Annotated in this window: 19 protein-coding genes and 1 pseudogene; 5 read left to right on the forward strand and 15 right to left on the reverse strand. The window is 68.2% G+C overall.

The features are described from left to right. From AC1DDH_RS13625 to AC1DDH_RS13655, 7 genes and pseudogenes are all read right to left on the reverse strand, one after another. Nucleotides 1–230 (reverse strand): annotated as a pseudogene (locus tag AC1DDH_RS13625) (bifunctional D-altronate/D-mannonate dehydratase); the annotation flags it as partial. 89 nt (nucleotides 231–319) lie between these two features. Then, nucleotides 320–1351: a sugar kinase gene (locus tag AC1DDH_RS13630; RefSeq protein WP_476871357.1), complete on the reverse strand. Its 1032-nt coding sequence runs from the start codon at nucleotides 1349–1351 to the stop codon at nucleotides 320–322. Further along, the gene (locus tag AC1DDH_RS13635; protein WP_476851730.1) at nucleotides 1351–2022 is read right to left on the reverse strand and encodes a bifunctional 4-hydroxy-2-oxoglutarate aldolase/2-dehydro-3-deoxy-phosphogluconate aldolase; all 672 of its coding nucleotides are present in this window, start codon (nucleotides 2020–2022) and stop codon (nucleotides 1351–1353) included. Before AC1DDH_RS13635 ends, AC1DDH_RS13630 begins: the two co-directional genes overlap by 1 nt. A gap of 77 nt (nucleotides 2023–2099) precedes the next feature. Beyond that, the gene (dgoD, locus tag AC1DDH_RS13640; RefSeq protein WP_476955617.1) at nucleotides 2100–3248 is read right to left on the reverse strand and encodes a galactonate dehydratase; all 1149 of its coding nucleotides are present in this window, start codon (nucleotides 3246–3248) and stop codon (nucleotides 2100–2102) included. A gap of 7 nt (nucleotides 3249–3255) precedes the next feature. Then, complete coding sequence (locus AC1DDH_RS13645; RefSeq protein WP_476871358.1) at nucleotides 3256–4158, reverse strand: carbohydrate ABC transporter permease; 903 nt, start codon at nucleotides 4156–4158, stop codon at nucleotides 3256–3258. Further along, entirely contained in the window at nucleotides 4155–5123 is a 969-nt protein-coding gene (locus tag AC1DDH_RS13650; RefSeq protein WP_476851732.1) for a carbohydrate ABC transporter permease, read from the reverse strand. The genes AC1DDH_RS13645 and AC1DDH_RS13650 overlap by 4 nt, the downstream gene beginning before the upstream one ends. A 133-nt stretch (nucleotides 5124–5256) precedes the next feature. Then, entirely contained in the window at nucleotides 5257–6552 is a 1296-nt protein-coding gene (locus tag AC1DDH_RS13655) for an ABC transporter substrate-binding protein (RefSeq protein ID WP_223913573.1), read from the reverse strand. Between the two features lie 140 nt (nucleotides 6553–6692). Between AC1DDH_RS13655 and AC1DDH_RS13660 the strand changes: the two genes are divergently transcribed. Next, nucleotides 6693–7457 (forward strand): FadR/GntR family transcriptional regulator, encoded by a 765-nt coding sequence (locus tag AC1DDH_RS13660; protein WP_476955618.1) that lies wholly within the window; start codon nucleotides 6693–6695, stop codon nucleotides 7455–7457. An 84-nt stretch (nucleotides 7458–7541) separates the two neighbouring features. Here the strand turns inward: AC1DDH_RS13660 and AC1DDH_RS13665 are convergent, their stop codons facing one another. Together AC1DDH_RS13665 and AC1DDH_RS13670 are read right to left on the reverse strand one after the other, a co-directional pair. Next, nucleotides 7542–8573 carry an aldo/keto reductase gene (locus AC1DDH_RS13665; protein ID WP_476955619.1) on the reverse strand — a complete coding sequence of 344 codons (1032 nt, stop codon included), beginning with the start codon at nucleotides 8571–8573 and terminating at the stop codon, nucleotides 7542–7544. A 19-nt stretch (nucleotides 8574–8592) separates the two neighbouring features. Then, on the reverse strand, nucleotides 8593–9465 hold the full coding sequence (locus AC1DDH_RS13670; protein WP_476887560.1) for an NAD-dependent epimerase/dehydratase family protein: 873 nt from the start codon (nucleotides 9463–9465) through the stop codon (nucleotides 8593–8595). Nucleotides 9466–9639: 174 nt separating this feature from the next. Between AC1DDH_RS13670 and AC1DDH_RS13675 the strand changes: the two genes are divergently transcribed. Together AC1DDH_RS13675 and AC1DDH_RS13680 are read left to right on the forward strand one after the other, a co-directional pair. After that, on the forward strand, nucleotides 9640–10110 hold the full coding sequence (locus AC1DDH_RS13675) for a universal stress protein (RefSeq protein WP_223913569.1): 471 nt from the start codon (nucleotides 9640–9642) through the stop codon (nucleotides 10108–10110). Between the two features lie 10 nt (nucleotides 10111–10120). Continuing rightward, nucleotides 10121–10807, forward strand: a complete 687-nt coding sequence (locus AC1DDH_RS13680; protein ID WP_476955620.1) for an SRPBCC family protein — start codon at nucleotides 10121–10123, stop codon at nucleotides 10805–10807. A gap of 63 nt (nucleotides 10808–10870) precedes the next feature. Here the strand turns inward: AC1DDH_RS13680 and AC1DDH_RS13685 are convergent, their stop codons facing one another. Next, nucleotides 10871–12235 carry a phosphoribosyltransferase family protein gene (locus AC1DDH_RS13685; RefSeq protein ID WP_476873386.1) on the reverse strand — a complete coding sequence of 455 codons (1365 nt, stop codon included), beginning with the start codon at nucleotides 12233–12235 and terminating at the stop codon, nucleotides 10871–10873. A gap of 118 nt (nucleotides 12236–12353) precedes the next feature. After that, entirely contained in the window at nucleotides 12354–15089 is a 2736-nt protein-coding gene (gene mgtA / locus AC1DDH_RS13690) for a magnesium-translocating P-type ATPase (protein WP_476955621.1), read from the reverse strand. A gap of 244 nt (nucleotides 15090–15333) precedes the next feature. Between mgtA and AC1DDH_RS13695 the strand changes: the two genes are divergently transcribed. Next, on the forward strand, nucleotides 15334–16068 hold the full coding sequence (locus AC1DDH_RS13695; protein WP_476851739.1) for a GAF and ANTAR domain-containing protein: 735 nt from the start codon (nucleotides 15334–15336) through the stop codon (nucleotides 16066–16068). A 25-nt stretch (nucleotides 16069–16093) separates the two neighbouring features. Here the strand turns inward: AC1DDH_RS13695 and AC1DDH_RS13700 are convergent, their stop codons facing one another. The 4 genes from AC1DDH_RS13700 to AC1DDH_RS13715 all read right to left on the reverse strand — a co-directional run bounded on the left by AC1DDH_RS13700 (nucleotide 16094) and on the right by AC1DDH_RS13715 (nucleotide 18549). Next, nucleotides 16094–16915: an alpha/beta fold hydrolase gene (locus AC1DDH_RS13700; RefSeq protein WP_476887564.1), complete on the reverse strand. Its 822-nt coding sequence runs from the start codon at nucleotides 16913–16915 to the stop codon at nucleotides 16094–16096. A gap of 143 nt (nucleotides 16916–17058) precedes the next feature. Continuing rightward, nucleotides 17059–17268, reverse strand: coding sequence for a hypothetical protein (locus AC1DDH_RS13705; protein WP_028276113.1), 210 nt, complete (start codon nucleotides 17266–17268; stop codon nucleotides 17059–17061). A gap of 95 nt (nucleotides 17269–17363) precedes the next feature. Beyond that, entirely contained in the window at nucleotides 17364–17777 is a 414-nt protein-coding gene (locus AC1DDH_RS13710) for a VOC family protein (RefSeq protein ID WP_028276112.1), read from the reverse strand. A 205-nt stretch (nucleotides 17778–17982) separates the two neighbouring features. Next, the gene (locus AC1DDH_RS13715) at nucleotides 17983–18549 is read right to left on the reverse strand and encodes a type 1 glutamine amidotransferase domain-containing protein (protein ID WP_476931899.1); all 567 of its coding nucleotides are present in this window, start codon (nucleotides 18547–18549) and stop codon (nucleotides 17983–17985) included. A 173-nt stretch (nucleotides 18550–18722) separates the two neighbouring features. Here AC1DDH_RS13715 and AC1DDH_RS13720 point away from each other — a divergent pair, with 173 nt between their 5' ends. Beyond that, nucleotides 18723–20597: a Na+/H+ antiporter gene (locus tag AC1DDH_RS13720; protein ID WP_476931900.1), complete on the forward strand. Its 1875-nt coding sequence runs from the start codon at nucleotides 18723–18725 to the stop codon at nucleotides 20595–20597. Nucleotides 20598–20645 lie beyond the last annotated feature (48 nt).

Here is a 20645-nt window from a genome sequence, read left to right on the forward strand (position 1 = left end):
CGCCAGTACGAGGACCGGTACAGGAACTGCCAGGTGTCCTCGATCCGGTGCGGGTCCTTGCCGATCAGCAGCTGCGCGACGTGCTCCTTCAAATAGGCGGCCACGGCGAGCTCGCGCCCGTTCAGGGTCGCGTCCCCGATCCCGGTCACACCGTCCTCGGTGGTGATCCGCAGGGTCACGAAGTTCCGGGAGGGGCTGGTGACGAACACTTCAGCGGCAATGATTTTCACAACAGGTCCAGGCTTTCTTGGTCGGTGAATGTCGGGCGCGCCGGATAGCCGCCAGTGTGGTTCAGCACGGGTGGTTCAGCACGGGGGGCTTAGCGCTGGGTGGTTCCGCCCGGCGTGGTCGCGAGCAGTGCCAGCTCCGCACGGCCGGGCAGGCCTTCCCAGTCCCCCTCGGTGCTGACGGCGAAGGCTCCCGCCAGGGCGCCGCGCTGCAGGCGGCCGGCGACGTCGGCGCCGTCGAGCAGGGCGGACAGGTAGCCGGCGGTGAAGGCATCCCCGGCGCCCACGGTATCGATGCTGGTCACAGGCACGGCGGGCACTTCCCACCGCCCGTCGGCGGTGTGGACACCGGCGCCGGCGGCGCCGCGCTTGACCACGACTTCGCGGACGCCGCGCTCCAGCAGTTCGGCGGCCATGGCTGTTTCGGCGGTATCTGCATCTGTATCGGCATCGCCGGGGTGCGGTGATCCCTCCGGGCCAGCTCCCACCGGGTCAGCGACCAGCCCGAGCTCATCGTCGGAGGCGATCACGATGCTGGCGTGCCGGGCGAGCGGCGAGAGCGCGGCGCGGGCCTCCTCCCGGGTCCAGAGCTTGCTGCGGTAATTGACGTCGAGGGAGACCTCCATGCCTTCGGCGGCGGCGCGCTCGGCCGCGTACTCCACGGCCTTGCGGGCGTCGGGGCTGAGGGCGGCGGTGATGCCGGTCAGATGCAGGATCCGGGCCCCGGCCGCCAGGGCACGGTCCAGGTCCTCCCGGCCGAGGGTGGACCCGGCGGATCCGGCGCGGTAGTAGAAGGCCCGGGTGACATCCGCGGTGCGCTGTTCAAGGAACATCACCCCGGTGTTCCTTGCCGCGTCAATCCGGTGCCGCAGCCCGATCCCCTCGGCGCGCAGCTGCCGCAGAATGTACTCCCCGTGCGGGTCAGCGCCGACAACCCCGGCCCAGGTGACGCTGTGCCCGAGCCGGGCGACCCCGACGGCCACGTTCGATTCGGCCCCGGCCACGTGCATGCCGAGGCTGCCGCCGGCGGACAACGGGCCGGTGGACCGCAGCGAGACCATGGACTCGCCAAACGTCAGCAGGTCGACGCCCTCCCCAGCCAAAGCCGGGCCGACGGCGGCCATCACCGCAGGCTCTCCGCGCGGGGGCGGCCGAACCCGGCGGCCAGGGTCACGAAACCGCGGGCCCGCTCCCGCATCGGGGCGAGGTCGCCGCCGGAGCCGGCATCGCCGAACAGCGGTCCGCCGAGCCCCACGGCAATGGCGCCGGCTTCCCAGTAGCCCTCGGCTTCATCCAGCCCGACGCCGCCGACGGCGATGAACGGGATCCCGGGGAACGGGTCGCGGAGCGCCTTGAGGTAGCCCGGACCGCCGATGGAAGCGGGGAAGAGCTTGACGGCCGTGGCGCCGCGGTTCATGGCTTCGTGGGCTTCGCTGGGTGTCAGCGCACCGGCGAGCACAGGCAGTGCCAGCCGGGCCGACTCGGCAATCGACTCTGCCAGCGACGGGGTCACCATGAACTGGCCGCCCGCCTCGGCGACGCGGGCAACGTCCCGGGCCGTCAGCACCGTTCCGGCACCGACGAAGCAGCCCGCGGGGGCGGCCGCGCGGACTTCCCGGATGGCTTCAAGGGCCCGCGGCGTGGTGAGCGCTATTTCGACATACCGGAAGCCCTCCTCCATCGCCGCGAGGGCTGCCTTCGCGGCGGCCGCGCCGTCCGTGCCGCGCACAATGGCCACCAGCCGGCTTTCCTGGATCCCGGCCAGCAGCAGTTCGGGCGTCAGGGTGTTCTCCATGTCAGGCTTCTCCTTCGGGGCAAATACGTCAGGGCAAATACGCCGGGGCAACAGGTCCGGTCCCAGCGTTCCGGCGTTCACCACTCGGCGAAGGCGCCGTCGGGGTGCCGCCAGACGGGACCGCGCCAGGCATGCCCGCGCTTGTCCGCGGCCCGGACCACGGCCTCGTCAATCTCGATGCCCAGGCCCGGGCCGGTGAGCCGTTCGATGTGTCCGTCCACGAACTTCAGCGGGGACTTGTCCACCACGTAGTCCAGGACTTCGGCGCCCTGGTTGTAGTGGATGCCGATGCTTTGCTCCTGGATCAGGAAGTTGGGCGTCGCGAAGCCCACCTGCAGGCAGGCGGCGAGCGCCAGCGGGCCCAGCGGGCAGTGCGGGGCGAGCTGGACCTCGTAGATTTCGGCGAGCGAGGCGATTTTGCGGACCTCGGTGATGCCGCCGGCGTGGGAGAGGTCCGGTTGGGCCACGGCGATGCCGGCCTGCAGCGCGGGCAGGAATTCCTGCCGGCTGTAGAGCCGCTCACCGGTGGAGACCGGCGTCGTCGTGGAGGACGTGAACTCGCCCAGCAGGTGCGTGTTTTCCGGGACCACCGGCTCTTCGAGGAAGAAGGGCCGGTACGGTTCCAGCAGCGGCGCCACCCGGCGGGCGTTGGCGAGGCTGAAGCGGCCGTGGAAGTCCACGGCGACGTCGCGGTGGTCGCCGAGGACCTCGCGGGCGGCGGCGACGCGGCGGACGACGCCGTCGAGCTCGGCCACGGAGGCGATGGGGCTCATCCGGCCGCTGGCGTTCATCTTGACCGCCGTCAGCCCGACCTCCAGCTGCGCGCTGATCTGGTCCGCCACCTCATTGGGCTCATCCCCGCCCACCCAGCCGTACATCCGGATCCGGTCCCGGACATGGCCGCCGAGAAGCTGGTGCACGGGGGTGTTGAAGTGCTTGCCGGCGATGTCCCAGAGGGCCTGGTCCAGGCCGGACACGGCGCTGGCCAGGATGGGCCCGCCGCGGTAGAAGGACCCTTTGGTCATGACCTGCCAGTGGTCCTCGATCCGGAGCGCGTCGTTGCCGATGAGCAGCTCGGAGAGCTGGTCGACGGCGGTGCGCACGGTTTCGCTGCGGCCTTCGCAGCTCGCCTCGCCCCAGCCGACGATCCCGCTGTCCGTCTCGATCCGGACGAAGAGCCAGCGCGGAGCGACGAGGAACGTTTCAATCCTGCTGATGAGTGTCATCTGTTGCCTAGCCCTTGGTCGCGCCAGCGGTCATGCCGGAGACGATGTACTTCTGCGTGAAGAGCGCAATGATCATGATCGGAATGGTGACCACGGTGGCGGCCGCCATGAGTCCGCCCCAGTCGATACTGGCGTAGGAGACGAAGTCGAAGATCGCGACCGGCAGGGTCTTGGTCTTGGAGCCGGAGAGCACCAGGGCGAACATGAAGTTGTTCCACGAGAAGATGAAGGACAGGATGCCGGCGGTGGCCATGCCGGCGACGGAGAGCGGCAGGGTGATGCGGCGGAAGGCGCCGATCGGGGTGAGGCCGTCCACCTGGGCCGACTCCTCCAGCTCCAGCGGCAGGGAATCGAAGTAGCTCATCATGATGTACACGATCAGCGGCAGCGCGACGAACATGTGGCTGAGGATCAGCACCTCGAAGCCGCCCACCATCTTCAGGTTGGAGAAGACGTAGTACCAGGGCACCAGCAGGGAGACGCCGGGGATGACGCGGGCCATCAGGACCACAAGGGCCGAGCGGTGCATCGTGAACCGGCTCATGGCGTAGGCGGCGGGCACGCCCAGGACCAGCGACAGGGCAGTGGAGACGAAGGCCACCCAGAAGCTGTTGAAGATGAAGACGAAGTAGTTGTTCCGCTGCAGCACATTGGCGTAGTTCTCGAACGTCGGGGTGAACAGGAACGACCTGCCGGTGTCGTAGATGTCCACGTTGGTCTTGAGGGAGGCCAGCAGCATCCAGAACAGCGGGGCGATCAGGAACAGCACCACCGCCACCAGTGCCGCCACGCGGAACACTTTGTACGCGCGGGTGCCCAGCGGCTTCCGGGGGCGCGGCGCCGGTGTGGGCCGGGCGGGGTCTGCGGTCCGGGGTTCGGTGTTTTCTGTGTTTTCTGTCAGTACGGTCATTTGCTTACCGCTTTCTTGCGCATGGTCAGCAGCCACATGGAGCCGATGATGATCATGAAGAACAGGATCAGCACCGCGGAGGAGAGCCCGTACTGGTTGTAGTCGAAGCTCAGCCCGTAGGCGTAGACGTTGAGCGTTTCCACCTCGTGGAAGGACCCGCCGCCCTTGCCCTTGGTGGCGTAGAGGATGTCGAAGGTCTTCAGGGCGTCGATGCCCCGGAGCAGGATGGCGACGATCACGGTCGGCATCATGAGGGGCAGCGTGATGAAGAAAAAGCGCTGGAAGGCGTTGGCGCCGTCCATCCGGGCCGCCTCGTCGGGTTCCTCGGAGAGCGAGGTCAGTCCGGCCAGGAGGATCAGGACCACCATGGGGGTCCACTGCCACACGTCCATGAAGATGGTGGTGCCGAGCGCCGTGTCCTGGCCGGAGAGCCAGGGCTGGGCGGGAATCCCGACCATGCCGAGCAGCTGGTTGACGAAGCCGATGTTGGGATCGAAGATCAGCCGCCACATCATGCCGACGGCCACGGGAGTGGCTACGAGCGGGAGCAGGATGGCCACGCGGACCCATTTTTCGCCGCGGAACGGGCGCCACAGCAGCAGCGCAATGCACATGCCGAGGACCACTTCGCAGACAAGGGCAACGCCGGTGAAGCTCAGCGTGCGGCCGACGGCGGGCCAGAAGCGTTCGACGTCGGAGAGGACCGTGAGGTAGTTCTGCACGCCGACAAAATCGGAGGCCGCCCGGACCGAGCCCTGCGAATCGGTCAGGCTCAGGTACAGGGTCCAGCCGAGGGGGAAAACGATCAGGACGCCGACGAAGATCATGGCGGGGGCGGCGAAGAGCCATTTGCGGTGCCGGTTGGCCCAGCCGGAGAAGTTCTCGCGTGCACCGGGGGTGCGGGCGCCCTTGCGGCCGGACGGCGGCTGGGTCTGGGCGCTGCGGGGAGTGGTCAATACAGACATGGTTCACCTAAGGAGTTGGGGGTGAAGTGAAAAGCTGGCCGCGGCGGGACGGCATCGGACCGCCGTCCCGCCGGGCTGTTTGGTGCTCAGGCGCAGTGCTCAGGCGCGAAGCCTGGCTGGCGCGCCGGGGGCGCTACTTCTTTTCGCTGTCCAGGAACTTCTGGAAGGCGTCGTGCGCCGTGTCGGCTGCGGCGGACGAGTCAGAGCCGGTGATAGTGGCGACGATCGGGCCGCCCACGATTTCGCGGGCCTTGCCTACGGTGACAACCTCGGGACGGTCGTGCCCGACGCCGTTCTTGGCGCTGGCGGAGATGGCCTCGGCGAGGTCCTTCGGGTAGGTGGAGGTGCCGGCCTGGTCCGCCCAGACCGAGGCGCGGGGTCCGGGGACTCCGGCCTTCTGTGCCTCGAGGGTGCGTTCCTTGCTGGTGGCCCACTGGATGAACTTCCAGGCGTTGTCCTGGTTGCTGGATGCCTGGTTGATGGCGAGGCCCCAGGACGGGATGTTGTACGGCTTGGAGCCGGCGGGGCCGGCGGGCAGTGCGGCGAAGCCGACGGTGTCGGCGACCTTGGACTTGGCCGGGTCGGTGGCGTTCTTGTAGAGCGAGTCGGCCTCCGTGTAGAAGGCGGCCTTGCCCTGGGTGAAGATCGCCATTGCCTCGGGCCAGCTCATGTCGGTGCTGACGTTGGCGGGGCCGTAGTTCTTGATCAGGCCGCCGTAGAACGCGTAGGCCTTCTTCGCAGCGTCGGAGTTGACGGCGGACTTGCCGCTGGCGTCGGTGAAGTCGCCGCCGAAGCTGTACAGGAAGCTGGAGAACTGGGTGACGGCGGCGGACTTGCCGGTGCGGGCCACGAAGCCGGCCGTGCCCGGGGAGGAAGCCTTGATGGCCTTGGCCGCGGCTTCGAGCTCGTCCATGGTCTTGGGAACCTCCAGGCCGGCGGCCTTCAGCAGGTCCTTGCGGTAGTAGAGGACTTCGCGCTCGGTGATGATCGGGACGCCGACCACCTTGCCGTCAGCGGTGGTGGCCTTGACCGGGCCCTCCTGGTAGTCCTTCCAGTCCCACGCGGCGTCCGAGGAGACCTTGGACGTCAGGTCCGCGAGGTAGCCGTTCTTCGCGAACGCCTTTCCTTCCTGGAGCGGGCGGTACATCATGACGTCGATCTCGTCGCTGCCGGCGTTGAGCTTGACGTTGTACTGGTCCGAGAGCTGGTCTTCGCCCAGCTGGGTCAGTTCGACCTTGAGCCCGCTGGACTTCTCGAATTCCGGAATGGCTGCCTTGATGCCCTCGGTCCAGACGTGGTTGGCGAGGGTGACCCGTACGGTGCCGGAGGTCTTGGCGTCGGCGCTGCCGCTGGCCCCGCCGCAGGCAGTCAGGCCCAGGGAAAGGACGGCGGCGACGGCCGCGTACTTCGCAATTGAACGTCGCTTCATTACGACTTCCTTTGGTTTTCAGGGCTGGGCGTCTCTGTCCAGCCGGCTGCAAATGCATCTTTACATCTGCTCTGGAAGTGATCTTAGGTAAATAAAGCAGATTTATACAAGACCTTGGGGGCTCCCAGTATGATTTATTTATGAAAACTCCAAAGGCGGAGCCAACAGCAGACCTGCACGCCGTGCTGCTCCAGAACCTGGGGCTTGCCATCGCCGAAGGGACGCTGGCACCGCACTCGATCCTGCGCCTGGACGAGATTGAGACCCGGCACAACGTCTCCCGGTCCGTGGTGCGGGAAGCCACCCGCGTGCTGTCCTCCAAGGGGATGCTGGAGTCGCGGCGGCGGCTGGGGACGGTGGTGCAGCCGGAGGAATCGTGGAATGCGTACGACCCGCAGGTAATCCGCTGGCGGCTGGCCTCGTCAAAGCGGCTGGAGCAGCTGCAGGCCCTGAACGAGCTCCGCGGGGCAATCGAACCGGCGGCCGCCCGCCTCGCCGCCGGGAGGGCTTCCTGGGATGCCGGGAGCGACCTCGTCTCGCTGGCCGCACGGCTGTGGGCATCCGGCCAGCGCGGAGACCGGGACGAGTTCCTGCGGCTCGACATCGAATTCCACGCGTCAGTACTCCGGGCCTCCGGCAACGCCATGTTCGCCCAGCTGCATAACCTGGTCACTGAGGTCCTCACCGGGCGCACCCAGCACGGCCTCATGCCGCACTTGCCACACCATGAGGCCCTGCAGCTGCACGTCGATGTGGCCAGCGCCATTCAGCGCGGCGAGGCGGACGCCGCGCACGCCGCCATGAGCAGGATCGTGGAGCAGTCCACGGAGGAAATGGGCGACATCTGGTCCAGCTATCATGCCGGCGGCCCCGCCTCCCCGGAAGGGCAGCACTCCCCCGAATGACAGCGCGGGGTCACTTCCGGCCCATTTGCGCCCCCCGGACCGGCGCTAAGTGACCCCGCGTTGCCTTGTTAGCCCGTTGCCTTGTTAGCGGCCGCCCTCGAGCTTCCGGCTGCGCTGTTCCTGGGCCATCGGCCCGTACGGATAGACTCCGACGCGCGGCCGGCTGGCCTCGGTCAGCCGCTCCGTCTCCCCCGCGGTGAGCCGCAGATCCGCGGCCGCGAGATTGTCCGCCAGCTGCGCGGTGGTGCGGGCGCCCAGGATCACCGAGGTGACCGCCGGCCGGTCCGCCAACCAGGCCAGCGCCACCTGGGAAGGGCTCACGCCGTGGCGCCCGGCGGTCTGCTCCACCTCGGCAATCACGTCCCAGGTGCGGGGATCGGCGTTGCGGGCCGCCCAGGCCTCCATCCCCCGTTTCGGGTTTTCGCCCAGACGGGTGGCCCCGGCCGGCGGCTGGTCGCGCTTGTACTTGCCGGACAGCCACCCGCCGCCCAGCGGCGACCACGGCAGCAGCCCGATCCCGGCGTCGAGTGCGGCCGGCACAATTTCCGACTCGATCTCACGGACCAGCAGGCTGTACTGCGGCTGCAGCGTCACCGGGGCATTCCAGCCATGTGCCTTCGCCACATGGACCGCCTTGGTCAACTGCCAGCCCAGGAAGTTGGAGAAGCCGTAGTAGGCGATTTTGCCGCTGGTGACGGCGTCGTGCAGGAACCGGAGTGTCTCCTCGAGGGGCGTAACAGGGTCCCACGCGTGCAGCTGGTAGAGATCGATCTGTTCTACGCCGAGCCGGCGCAGCGAGTCATCGAGTGCCCGGACAAGGTGCCGGCGGGAGGTTCCGACGTCGTTGGGGGCCTGGCCCATCGGGAAGCGGCCCTTCGTGGCCACCACCGCCCGGTCCCGGACCTCGTCCCGGTCCGCCAGCCACCGGCCGATGATTTCCTCCGAAACCCCCGAGCTGTAGACGTCGGCGGTGTCGATGAAGTTGCCGCCCGCCGCGAAGTAGTCATCCAGGATCGCGCGGGATTGCTCCTCGGTGGCCTCGGCGCCAAAAGTCATGGTGCCCAGCGCATAGTTGGAGACGACGGCGCCGCTGTTGCCCAGGGTGCGGTATTGCATGGAGCTCCTCAAGTTGGGGTCAGTCTTCCGTGGGGGTGGTGCGCAGCGGGTGGTAGTTCCGCCAGGTGTGCTCCGGCGCGTAACCCAGCAGCCGTTTGGCCTTGTCGATCGAGAGCATGGTCTCGTGCTCGGCCAGGTCCTTGACCACTTTGACGTTCGGGAACACCTCGGCGGCCAGGCTGGCGCTGGAGCGGCTCATCACCGTGTCCTCGTTGGCGATGATGAACGCCTCGAACCCGGGCTTGCCGTGCTCCAGGGCTCGGGCCACGGCCTGGGCGCCGTCCCGGCCGTCAATGTAGCCCCAGAGATTCCACTTGCGCGCCCGCGCGTCGTGGTCGAAGGAGGGGAATTCCTCATAGTCCTCCGGGTCCATCACATTGGAGAACCGCAGGCCGGTGATGCTCAGGACCGGGTCCCAGCGGGTCAGCTGGATGGCCATCTGCTCCTCAAGGTGTTTGACCAGGGAGTACGTGCTTTCCGGCCGGGCGGGGTAGTCCTCGTCCACCGGGATGTAGGGAGGGTCGACGTCGAAAGGCAACCCCAGCACCGTCTCACTGGACGCGTAGACGATTTTCTTGATCCCGGCCCGCCGGGCAGCCTGGAACACGTTGTAGGTGGACTGCATGTTGTTCTCGAAGGTGGCGGCATCCGGGGCATGTCCCGGTGCGGGAATCGCGGCCAGGTGCACCACGGCGTCAAAGCCGGCATGGCGGTCCTCCAGGCCGAGGAACACGTCCACCACCTGGCCGTAGTTGCGCAGGTCCACCTCCGTGAAGCCCGGGCCGCGCACACCGGTGCGGTCAAGGTTGGTCACCTCGTGCCCGTCATCGCTGAGCCGCCGCACGACGTTTCGGCCCAGCTTTCCGCTTCCTCCGGTAACAGCAACTTTCATCAGGAACTCCTCGGGTGGCAGGCTCGGCTGACCGTCATGGTCAGGCCGGGGGGCCGGCACCTGCTCCGGTGCCGGCGGTCACCGTTCCACCCTAAGCGGAGGCGGCCACGGTGCCCAGCCCCGCGTGACTTTCGGCCCTAGGCAGTCCCGGGGGCAGGGGCAAGGCTGGGGACCATGAACGGTGATCAGCGCATTGTCGTGGGTGTGGACGGTTCCGAGTTTTCGACGACGGCGCTCCGCCTCGCCGGGCGCATGTCCACCGCTCTGAACATCCCGTTGGAAGTCATCACATGCCTGGGAACTTCCGATTTCTTCCTGGCCTCCCACCTGCCCGAGGACAGAACGCCCACCCTCGATGAGCTGGAGGAGACCGCCGAACGCCTCGTGGACCAGGCACTGGAGCGGGCCTTCGGCGAATCGCGTCCGGAAGGACTTACCCGCTCGGTCAAGTTCGGGGCGCCCGCCAAGGTCCTCGTCGAGGAAAGCCAGCACGCCGAAATGCTCGTGGTGGGCCGGCGCGGCAAGGGCGGCTTCCTCCATCAGGTCATGGGCTCGGTGAGCGCGGCCGTAGCGGCCCACTCCCACTGCCCGGTGGTGGTGGTCGGGCCGGAATCGGACGACCCCAGGGGCCGGACCAGCGCATGAGGTCCCTCGCGTGAACGGTCAGCACGTCCCCGGCCGGTTGCGCGGACCGCTCGCGGCGCTGGCTGCGGCATCGGCGGGCGCAGCCTACGTCCTGGCCGTCCGGCCGCGGCTCCTGCGCTGGGGGGCTACCACCCAGGAGGCCGCCGGCCCGCTCGCCGGGGACGAGATCGTGCCCGCCCCGCGCATGCAAAGCACCCGCGCGATCACTATTGCGGCCCCGGTGGCAGAGGTCTGGCCGTGGCTTGTCCAGATGGGCGCCGGGCGGGGCGGCTTCTACTCCTACGACTGGCTCGAACGCGGCGCGGGTCTGGGCATCCGGAGTGCGGACCGGATTCTCCCGGAGCTGCAACGCCTGAAAGTTGGCGACGTCGTTCCGCTGTCCCCCGACGGCGGCCTTCCGGTCCGGCTCATCCAGTCCGGGGCGGCGCTGGGGCTGGGCGGAACCATCGATCTGCGCACGGGGAGGATGTCGCCGGCAGGGGTCCGTCCCATCGGGCGCCGGCTGGACGTCGGCTGGACGTTCGTGTTGCGACCTGCTGGGCCCCAGGCCACCAGGCTGCTGTCCCGCACCCGGTACGACTTTTCGCCCCTGGCGGAGGGTCTGGCCCTGCGTGCACTGCTGGAACCGGTGCAGTTCATGATGGAACGGCGGATGCTCCTGGGGATCCGGTCCAGGGCAGAGGGCCGCCGGCGCTAGGGTCCGCGGGATTCGTGGTCCCGGCCCTCCCCGGTTCTGGCCACCTCAGACGCCCGCGGCCCCTCAGACGCCCGCGGCCCGCGCGCCGGCACCGTTCGGGGGCAGCAGGTAGTCGACAAACCAGTCCCGCGCCAGGATGGCCGCCGCCGCGAGCGTGCCCGGCTCTTCAAACAAGTGCGTTGCCCCCTGCACGACGGCGAGCTGGCTGGGACTGCGCATCATCGCCTTCGCCCGGCGGTTCAGTTCCAGGACCTCGTGGTCCAGGCTCCCCACAATCAGGAGCGTGGGCGCCTTGACGGCGGACAACCGCGGGCCGGCGAGGTCGGGGCGGCCGCCGCGGGACACGACAGCCGCGATCCGCGCCGACGGCTCCGACGCCGCCCACAGCGCAGCCCCGGCTCCCGTGCTCGCACCGAAGTACCCCAGAGCGCAGGAGGCCGTGTCCGCCCGGGTGGAAAGCCAGTCCGTTGCCGAGGACAGCCTGCGGGCCAGGAGTTCGATGTCAAAGACGTTGGCGCGGTGGCGCTCCTCCGCCGGCGTCAGCAGGTCCAGCAGCAGCGTGCCGAGACCGGCCTGCTGCAGGACGCCGGCCACGTACCGGTTCCGGGGGCTGTGGCGGCTGCTGCCGCTGCCATGGGCGAACAGCACCACGGCGCTGGCCGGCACCGGAAGGTGCAGCTGGGCCTGGAGCCGCACCGCGCGGGACGGGATCTCCACTTCCTCGTCGACGTCGGCGGCAGTGCCGGCGCGGGTCGCCGTCGAGGTCCAGAAGGGCGGCGGTGCGGCCTCGACGCGTTTGGCCGCAAGATCGAGCAGGCGCAACACCTCGTCGTCGTCAGTCGGCGAGAAGTCCCGGTAGTGGTATCCGACGGCGGTGAACTGGCGCGGCGTCGCCAGGCAGACCACTTCGTCCGGTTCCGTCAGGTCGGCGAGGGTCTCGGCGGGGGCAACCGGAACGGCCAGGATCACGCGGGCCGCACCCTGTTTGCGGGCGACCCGGCAGGCCACGCGGGCGGTGGAGCCGGTGGCGATCCCGTCGTCGACGATCACCGCGATGCGTCCGGTCAGGTCGTGCCGGGTCCGGCCCTTCCGGAACAGGACCACCCGGTTTTCCAGCACGCCGCGTTCGCGTTCTTCAACAGCCTGGAGTTCCGCACCGCTGATCCGCGCATGGGCCAGGACCTCCTCGTCCAGGACTTTGGCGCCGCCTTCACCGATAGCCCCCATGGCGAGCTCGGGCTGGTAGGGAAGCCCAAGTTTCCGCACCACAATCACATCCAGGGGAGCATCCAGGGCTGCGGCGACTTCGAAGGCCACAGGCACGCCGCCGCGCGGCAGGCCCAAGACCACAATGTCCTGGCCACGCAATTCCGCCAGACGCCTGCCGAGCTGCCTGCCGGCGTCGACCCTGTCTTCAAAAATGCTCATGGGCTATGGCTTTCAAGTCGAAGCGTGGGCCATCGGCCATCAGTCGTGTGCTGCTGAAACTGGTGCGCTCCTACGGGTTCCCCTAACCCGAACAGGACCAGGTGGCCGCTGACTCCAACTATCCGCCCGCGCCCGAAACCCTGTGAGGGCCTTTATGCCCGAGTTTGCGTCGGCGGCGCCAGCCCGGGCCACGGTGGACGAGCAGCGGCCTGGCCGCCGGGATGCTGAAGCGGGCGGCCCGGCGGCCGATGCGGTGGGTCTGGCCGCGGTGCCGGAGCGCCGCCGGCTCGCGTGAGACAGGCTGCTGGGCGGCCCGGGAGTAGAACCAGACTTTCGCCATTTCCACCAGCACCAGGTACACCACTGCCATCCCGAGCAGGGCGAGGAAGAATGGCACAGGCAGCGGATCGAAGCCCAGCACGCCGGCCAGGGGCGAGAACGGCAGGTACACCCCGAGGGCCACCACGCCCAGGGAGGCCCCGACCAGGCCCAGCGACGGCCTGCTCCGGAAAAAGGGCACGCGCCGGGTCCTGATGACGAAGATGATCAGCGTCTGCGTCACGATGGACTCGATGAACCAGCCGGCCCGGAATTCGCCCGGAACCGCGTCGAAGACGAAAAGCATGAGGGCGAAGGTCGCGAAGTCGAAGATGGAGCTGATGGGGCCAAACAGGAACATGAAACGCCGGATGAAGCCGATGTCCCAATGCGATGGGGCCACCAGCTGTTCCTTGTCCACCCGGTCGCCCGGAATGGCCAGCTGGCCGGCATCGTAGAGCAGGTTGTTGAGCAGAATCTGGCCCGGCAGCATGGGCAGGAAACTCAACACCACGGAGGCCGTGGCCGCGCTGAACATGTTGCCGAAGTTGCTGGACGTGCCCATGAGAACGTACTTGATGGTGTTGGCGAAGATCCGCCGGCCTTCCATGACGCCCTCGGCCAACACCCCCAGGTCCTTGTCGAGCAGCACGACGTCGGCAGCGTCCTTGGCGACGTCGGTGGCGCTGTCGACCGAGATGCCGATGTCCGCGGCATGCAGTGCGAGGGCGTCGTTGACGCCGTCGCCCATGAACCCGACGGCGCCGCCGCTTAGCCGCAGCAGCCGGATGATCCGCGCCTTCTGTTCGGGCGACACGCGGGCGAAGATGCTCGCCTCCCGTGCGGCGGCGGCCAGCTCCGGATCGGACATGGCCTCCACGGCGGCGCCGCTGAGGGTCCCGCCGGAGAGCACGCCGAGTTCGTCACAGACCTTTTCGGCGACCCTGGCGTTGTCGCCGGTGGCGATCTTGACCGTAATGCCGAGCGCCTCGAGCTGGTCAAGGGAGGCCCGTGCATTGGCTTTGGGCCGGTCCAGGAAGATGAGGAAACCGGCAAGGACCAGGTCCTTCTCGTCGGGCGGCGTCAGGTCCTCCAAGCCGCCAGCGGGTCGCGTTCCGACAGCCACCACCCGGGATCCGGCGTCGAACTGCTTGTCCAGCACCGCCTGCACGTCCGCCGGCGTGCCCACGCAGAGGGCCAGGACGTCTTCCGGCGAGCCCTTTGTGATGATGCGGGCAGGTCCGTTCGCTTCGCGCACCAGCACGCTGGTCCGGCGGCGCTGGTGGTCGAAGTCTATGACGTCCAGGCGTTCGTAGCGCTCCGGCCGGAAGCCCGCCGCGTCGGGTGATTCCCAGAGGGCGGCATCCAAGGGGTTCAGGCCGACCGTAGAGAGCCTCGCCTCGGCGTATTCGGCCTCTGTCGCCAGCAGTCCGAGCGTGAGCAGCTCAGCGGGCTCGATGCCCGCGCCGACGGGCAGCGCGGCGGTGAAGCTGATCCGGCCCTCGGTCAGCGTCCCGGTCTTGTCCGTGACCAGGATGTCCATGTCGCCCAGGTCCTCGATGCAGACCAGGCGCTTCACCAGGACCTTGCGCCGGGCCAGCTGCCGGGTGCCCGTGGCCAGGCTGGTGCTGACCACCGCGGGCAGCAGCTGCGGAGTGATGCCGACCGCGATCGCCAGGGAGAACAGCAGGGATTCGATCACGGGCCGGTGCAGCAGCAGGTTCGCGACGAAGATGAGCGAGCTCAGTCCGATGGCCACCTGCAGCAGCAGGAAGGAGAACCGCTTGAGGCCCAGCTGGAACTCGGTCTGCGGCTGCCGTTCGCCCAGGCCCAGTGCAATCCGGCCGAATTCCGCCCGGCCTCCGGTGGCTACCACCACTGCCGTGCAGCTGCCGGACTGGAGCACGGTCCCCATGAAGACGCAGCTGGTCAGGTCCGCCAGCGGGGCATCCTGCGGCACGGGCGCAGGATCCTTGGCGACCGGCAGCGATTCCCCGGTCAGGATGCTTTCATCACACAGGAGGTCCTTGGCCGTCAGCACCCGCATGTCCGCCGGAATGATCGCGCCGATCCCCAGGTGGACGACGTCGCCGGGCACCAGCGCGGTGACGTCGATTTCGCCCGGACTTCCGTCGCGGACGACGACGGCGCGGTGCGTGACGCGGGAATGCAAGGCCTCCGCAGCGCGTTCGGCCCGGTATTCGTTGCTGAACCCCAGCCCGACGCTGACCAGCAGGATCACGCCGATGACGATCGCGTTCGTGGCGTCCCCGAGAAACAGTGAAAGCCCGGCGGTGATGAGCAGGAGGAGCAGGATGGGGCTTGCCAGCTGCCGGCCCAGCACCGACCACCCGCTGGCCATGTGGGTCCGCACCGCATTCGGCCCGATTTCCGTCAGGCGCCTGCCCGCTTCGGCACCCGTCAGTCCGTTCCCGCCCGAGCCCAGCTCGGCCAACACGGCGCCAACAGGCCGGCCCGCGGCGCGGGCGATCGCCAGCGGGGCGGAGGGTAAGTCCTTGACGTCCAGCTCTGGCATACGGAATCCGTTCGCGACATTTCGCCTAAGGCACAGCTTATGCCCGGGACGAACGGTTCAGGAGCCGTCCGGCCCGGAGCCCTGTGTGGAACCTGCGTTTCCCGGATGTATATACTCTCCCGGTACGGTTTTGCAGCGAGCCGTTGGATTGTTCTTCGATCCGGCCGCTGCCGTATCCGCCCCTTGCCGCGGTGGGAAGCTCGGCCGGGTCGTCTTGACCTGAGTGAAACGGCACAACAGATAAGTGGTCAGCGAGTCAACCGCAAATTCAATAAACCAGCAGCTGCATGAACTGGTGCTCAGCAGCTCCGACGTCGAGGACTTCCTCGGGGAGCTGGCCCGCGTATCCGCGCGCAGCCTGTCCGAGCCCGGGGACGAGATCCTGTGCGGCATCACGCTTCTTCGGGAAAAGAAGGCGGCCACCGTCGCGAGCAGCAGCCCCGCCGCGCAGGCCATGGACGAAATCCAGTACACCTTCGGTGACGGCCCTTGCATGACGGCTTCCCGGGAACAGGTAACCGTCCACGTTGGGGACCTTGAACTCGATGGCCGTTGGCCGCAGTACGCCGCGGCGGTGCGGGGGCACGGCTTCCGGTCGATCCTGGCGCTGCCGTTCCTGCTGGAAGGCGAGACCCGGGCCGCCCTGAACCTCTATTCGCACCGGCCGGGCCGGTTCGATCACCGCGCCACGGAGCTGGCCCGTGACTTCGTCCACCAGACGTCCATGGCGCTGCGCCTCGCCGTCCGGTTCGCGCACAGCAGCGATACAGCCGCCAACCTCAAGGCCACTCTGGAGACGCGGACCGTGATCGACGTCGCCGTCGGCATCATCATGGCGCAGAACCGCTGCAGCCAGGACGAGGCGTTCGAGCTCCTGAAGTCGGCCTCGAGCGCCCGGAACATCAAGCTCCACGCCGTCGCGGCCGGGGTGGTCGAGTCACTCGGGCAGGGCCCCACCCGGACCCACTTCGACGTCTAACCCCGGCCCCGAGCAGCCAGTGCGGTCAGGCCGGGCTTCCGGGCAGCGGCTCGCCCGCCGCCGCGCCAAGGCCCGTAAACGCCAGAATGCCGTCCCGCACTTCGAGGGCCCGGTTGTGCTGGACGACATGCCCGGTTCCCTGCACTTCCAGCAGCCGCCCGCGGCTGGCGAGCCCGGCCAGCCGGCGGCACCAGTCTGCATCCGCGATGGGGTCGTTGGCGCCGCGCACCACGAGGACCGGTGCGCTGACGCCGGCGATCTTCTGTTCCATCGGGTACTCCATCATGACCTGCAGGGTCTTGAAGTACCAGGACGGGCCGCAACGCAGGTAGTCGGTGAAAACCAAGGCGTTCGAGGAGGGACTCTCGTAGAACAGGCAGTCACGGCCCAGCGCCAGGCCCATCTGTGCCACGGATCCGTGCCTGGGGTCCACCACGGGACCCATCAGCACCACATTCGAGATCTGTTCCGGCTGCTGAAGGGCCGCTTCCAGAGCCATCTGTGTTCCCATTGAGTGCCCCACCAGCACTATTTCCGCCACGCCAAGCTGTTCCATGGCGCCGAGGATGTAACGGGCGTGGTCGGCAATGGACAGCTGGTACGCGGGCTTGGGGGTGGCACCGAATCCCGGCAGGTCGATGGAGTAGGTCTCCCTCGACCCGGCCAGGAGCCGGTGCAGCCGGCGCAGGTAGCGGTGTGACGCGCCGATTCCGTGGATGAGCACGACGGCGGGCGCGGACCCGCCGGCCATTTCGCGCGAGGCGAAGACGTGGCCGGCGTGGCCCGCGGCTGAAATCTCCAGGCGGACCGGACCGGTCATGCTGTAAACGACCGCGGCGGGGAGCACGGGTACAGGAGGGACCGCGTGGCAGCTGCCGGGGTCATGAAGGGCTCGTTTCGTCGCCGGGTGGTCAGCCCAGTCTAGTAAGCCTGCTGGCTAGAACCCTGACGCCGTGCGGGGCGGCCGGCCCTTCAGGATGATCGGGCGGATCAGTTGTCCCGTTTGTCCCGCTCCTCGAACTCCTCATCGAGGTCATAGTGCCGGAATTCCGTCTCCGGATTCGGCTCCCCCTCCACCACGTACTCATAGTCCAGTTGGCGCTCGACTTGGCTGTCGAGTACCTGAAGATCCTTGTCCGGCAACTTGCTGAGATCCTCCGGGAAGTCATCTTCCGGGCTGAGGTGCAGCTTCTCGGTCATTGCATGGCTCCCTTGGCCAGGGGTTGGACTCGCGCTTGCACTGTCCTGGCTGCATTCAGGATAGCCCTTACTGCCGGCGCGGCCGAGGGCCCGTTTTAGGCGGGCTCGGAGCCTACGTTTACCAGCCAGTCCACACCAAACCGGTCCTTGCACATGCCGAAGACGTCGCCCCAGGGTGCCTTCTCCAGCGGCATGGCGACTGTGCCGCCATCGGCCAGCTTGTCGAAGTAGCCGCGGAGCTCAGCTTCGTTGGATCCGCTCAGGGACACGGAAAAGTTGTTGCCCGCGGTGTAGTCCATGCTGTTGGGCGTGTCCGCGCCCATCAGCACCATGCCGGCGTCCGTCCTGAGCTGGGCATGCATGATTTTCTCCTGCTCCGCCGGGTCTTCGCTGGCGTGGTATTCGGCGAAGGTACTCATGGTCAGTTCCCCGCCGAACACCGACTGGTAGAAGGTCATGGCGTCTTTCGCGTTGTCGCGGAAGCCGAGGTAGGGATTGAGCGTAGTCATGTCCGAAACTCCTTGCTGTTGGGGGCGCCGGCCGGGCGGCAACGACGACGGTGCACGGTACAGGGCATATCCTGCCGCAAAACCAACAGCGTGGGTAGGTGTCCGGCCGCGGAACCGGGCAGCCCGCGACTAACCAGGTGAACGGCCGGCCGAGGGCGTCCGACGGCGGCCGGTGCCGCCGTCGGACGCTGCGGCGGGAGTGCGGCTACGGCGTCTGGCCTGCGTGCTCGCCTTCGGCGATTTCCTCAAGGAGTTTGGCGTTGAAGGCCGGAAGGTCACGTGGGCTGCGGCTGGTCACCAGGCCCTGGTCCACCACGACCTCCTCGTCAGTCCAGATCGCGCCGGCATTCTTCAGGTCCGTCTGCAGCGTGTGGTAGGAGGTCAGGTTCCTGCCGCTGACCACGCCGGCGTCGATGAGCAGCCACGGCCCGTGGCAGATGGCGGCGACGGGCTTGTGCTGCTCGAAGAAGGCACGCGTGAACGCCTGGGCCTCCTTGTCGACTCTGAGGTGATCGGCGTTGACCACGCCGCCGGGGATGACCAGGGCGTGGAAATCAGCGGCGTCGGCCCGCCCCACGGCGAGGTCGACGGCGAACCGCTGCCCCTTTTCGGTGCCGTCATAGCCCTGCAGCTCTCCGGTCTTGGGCGAGACCAGGGTTGGCACACCGCCGGCTTCCTTGACGGCATCCCACGGGCTGGTCAGCTCCACTTGCTCCACACCGTCAGTCAGCAGGAACGCGACCTTCTTGCCGGAAAGATTGTGCTCTGACATGTGTCCTCCTCGTGCCGGGCGCGGGCCGGGCAATATTCGTTCAGTGCCGGCACCAGCGCAGTGTCCCACTTGGTTTGCAGTCTTAACTCTAGAAAGCCGCCAAGTCGTAAGCAAGCTGATGATGCATTGCAGGGACCCGCCGGCACCGGACGGGAAGCTGAGAGAATGGGCCCATGGAAGTCGCTTTCGGGCTGCTGGCCCTCGTCGCCATCGTCTGTGCCTGCAGCGCACTGGGCCAAAGGATCAACATCTCCGTCCCCCTGCTGCTGGTGCTGGCCGGCGTGGTGTGCTCGTTCCTGCCGTTCGTTCCGACCATCGAGCTGAACCCCGAAATCGTTCTGGTCGGGCTGTTGCCGCCGCTGCTCTATGCGGCGGCGCTGCAGACCTCGCTGTTCGATTTCCGTTCCAACCGCCGCTCCATCGGCCTGTTGTCGGTCGGCTACGTCATTTTCGGCACCGTCAGCGTCGGGCTGGTGGTCGCCTGGCTGTTTCCCGAGATCCCGCTGGCGGCCGCCATGGCCCTGGGCGCCGTCGTCGCGCCCCCTGACGCCGTGGCGGCGACGGCGATTGCGCGAAAGGTGGGCATGCCCCGCCGGGTTGTCACCATCCTGGAGGGCGAATCGCTGGTCAACGACGCCACGGCGCTGGTCTGCCTGCGTGCTGCCATCGCCGCGATCGCCGGAGTTGTCTCCGCCGCGGAGATTGCCGGCGGCTTCGTCCTGGCGGTTGGCGGGGGCGTGGCGGTGGGCGTTGCCGCGGCCTTCGTGCTCACGGCGCTCCGCAAGCGGATCCGCAACGTGGCCATCAACACTTCCACTTCCCTGATCGCCCCGCTTGTCGCCTACCTCCCGGCGGAAGCGATCCACGCCTCCGGCGTCCTGGCCGTCGTCGTCACCGGGCTGATCATGGGGACCAAGGCGCCGTCCATGCCAAACGGGGCGGCCCGGCTGAGCCAGCGCAGCAATTGGCACACGGTCCAGTTCCTGCTGGAGAATTCCGTTTTCCTGCTGATCGGGCTGCAGGTCCGGACCATCATCGAGGGCGTCCGGGATGACTCGCTGGGGCCGGAACGGATCTGGTTCGGCTGTGCCGCCGTGCTGCTGGCCGTGCTGGTCCTGCGCCCGGTCTGGGTCTTCCCCGCAACGTACCTGCCGCGGCTCATTCCCGCGGTCCGGCGCAAGGATCCCGCGCCGCCCTGGCAATTTCCGGCGATCGTCTCCTGGGCCGGCATGCGCGGCGTGGTGACGCTTGCCGCCGTCCTGGTCCTGCCGGCGGAGCTGGAGCACCGGTCGGTCCTGATCCTGATGGCCCTCGTGGTGGTGGCCGGCACGCTGACCCTGCAGGGTTTCACGCTCCCGGCGCTGGTCCGGTTGCTGCGCGTGAAGGGACCGGACCCGCGCGAGGACGCGCTCAACGAGGCGTCGCTGATGCAGATGGCGACGGCGGCTGGCGTGCAGCGGCTCCAGGAACTGCGTTCGGACGCCGATCCCCCCGAAGTCGTGGCGATGCTCAAACGGCGCACCCAGGAGCGCGGGCTGGCCGCATGGGAGCGGCTGGGCCGGCCGTCCGCCGAAGCCGCCACCCCCAGCCAGCGGTACGCCCAACTCCGGCTGGCGATGCTGGACGCCGAGCGCACCAAGGTCCTCGAGCTGCGGCGCGGCGGCGGATACGCGCACGAGGTCCTGGTCAACGTCCTTGACCGCCTCGACGTCGAAGAGTCCATGCTGGACGCCGCACTGGAGGAACCGGACGCGGACGGCGGCAGCGGCGGCGAGGGAATCGCCCGGCCCCGCGGCGTTTGTCCGCACCTGGAGTCCGCCCCCGATCTCACCGTCCCGACTGGTCCCTTCTGCGAGGCGTGCGAACGGGAGGGGACGACGACGGTGCATCTGCGGATGTGCCTGCAGTGCGGCAACGTGGCCTGCTGCGATTCCTCGCCGGGAACCCACGCGTACAAACACTTCCAGCTCAGCGGCCACCCCGTCATGCGCAGCGTCGAGCCCGGCGAGGACTGGCGCTGGTGCTACCCGGACGAGCTCCTGGGCTAGGCCGCAGGCGCCGGCCAGCGCCGTCCGGCCCCGGCATCCGGCGCCCCT

It is taken from the genome of Arthrobacter sp. 10T425, assembly GCF_056393985.1.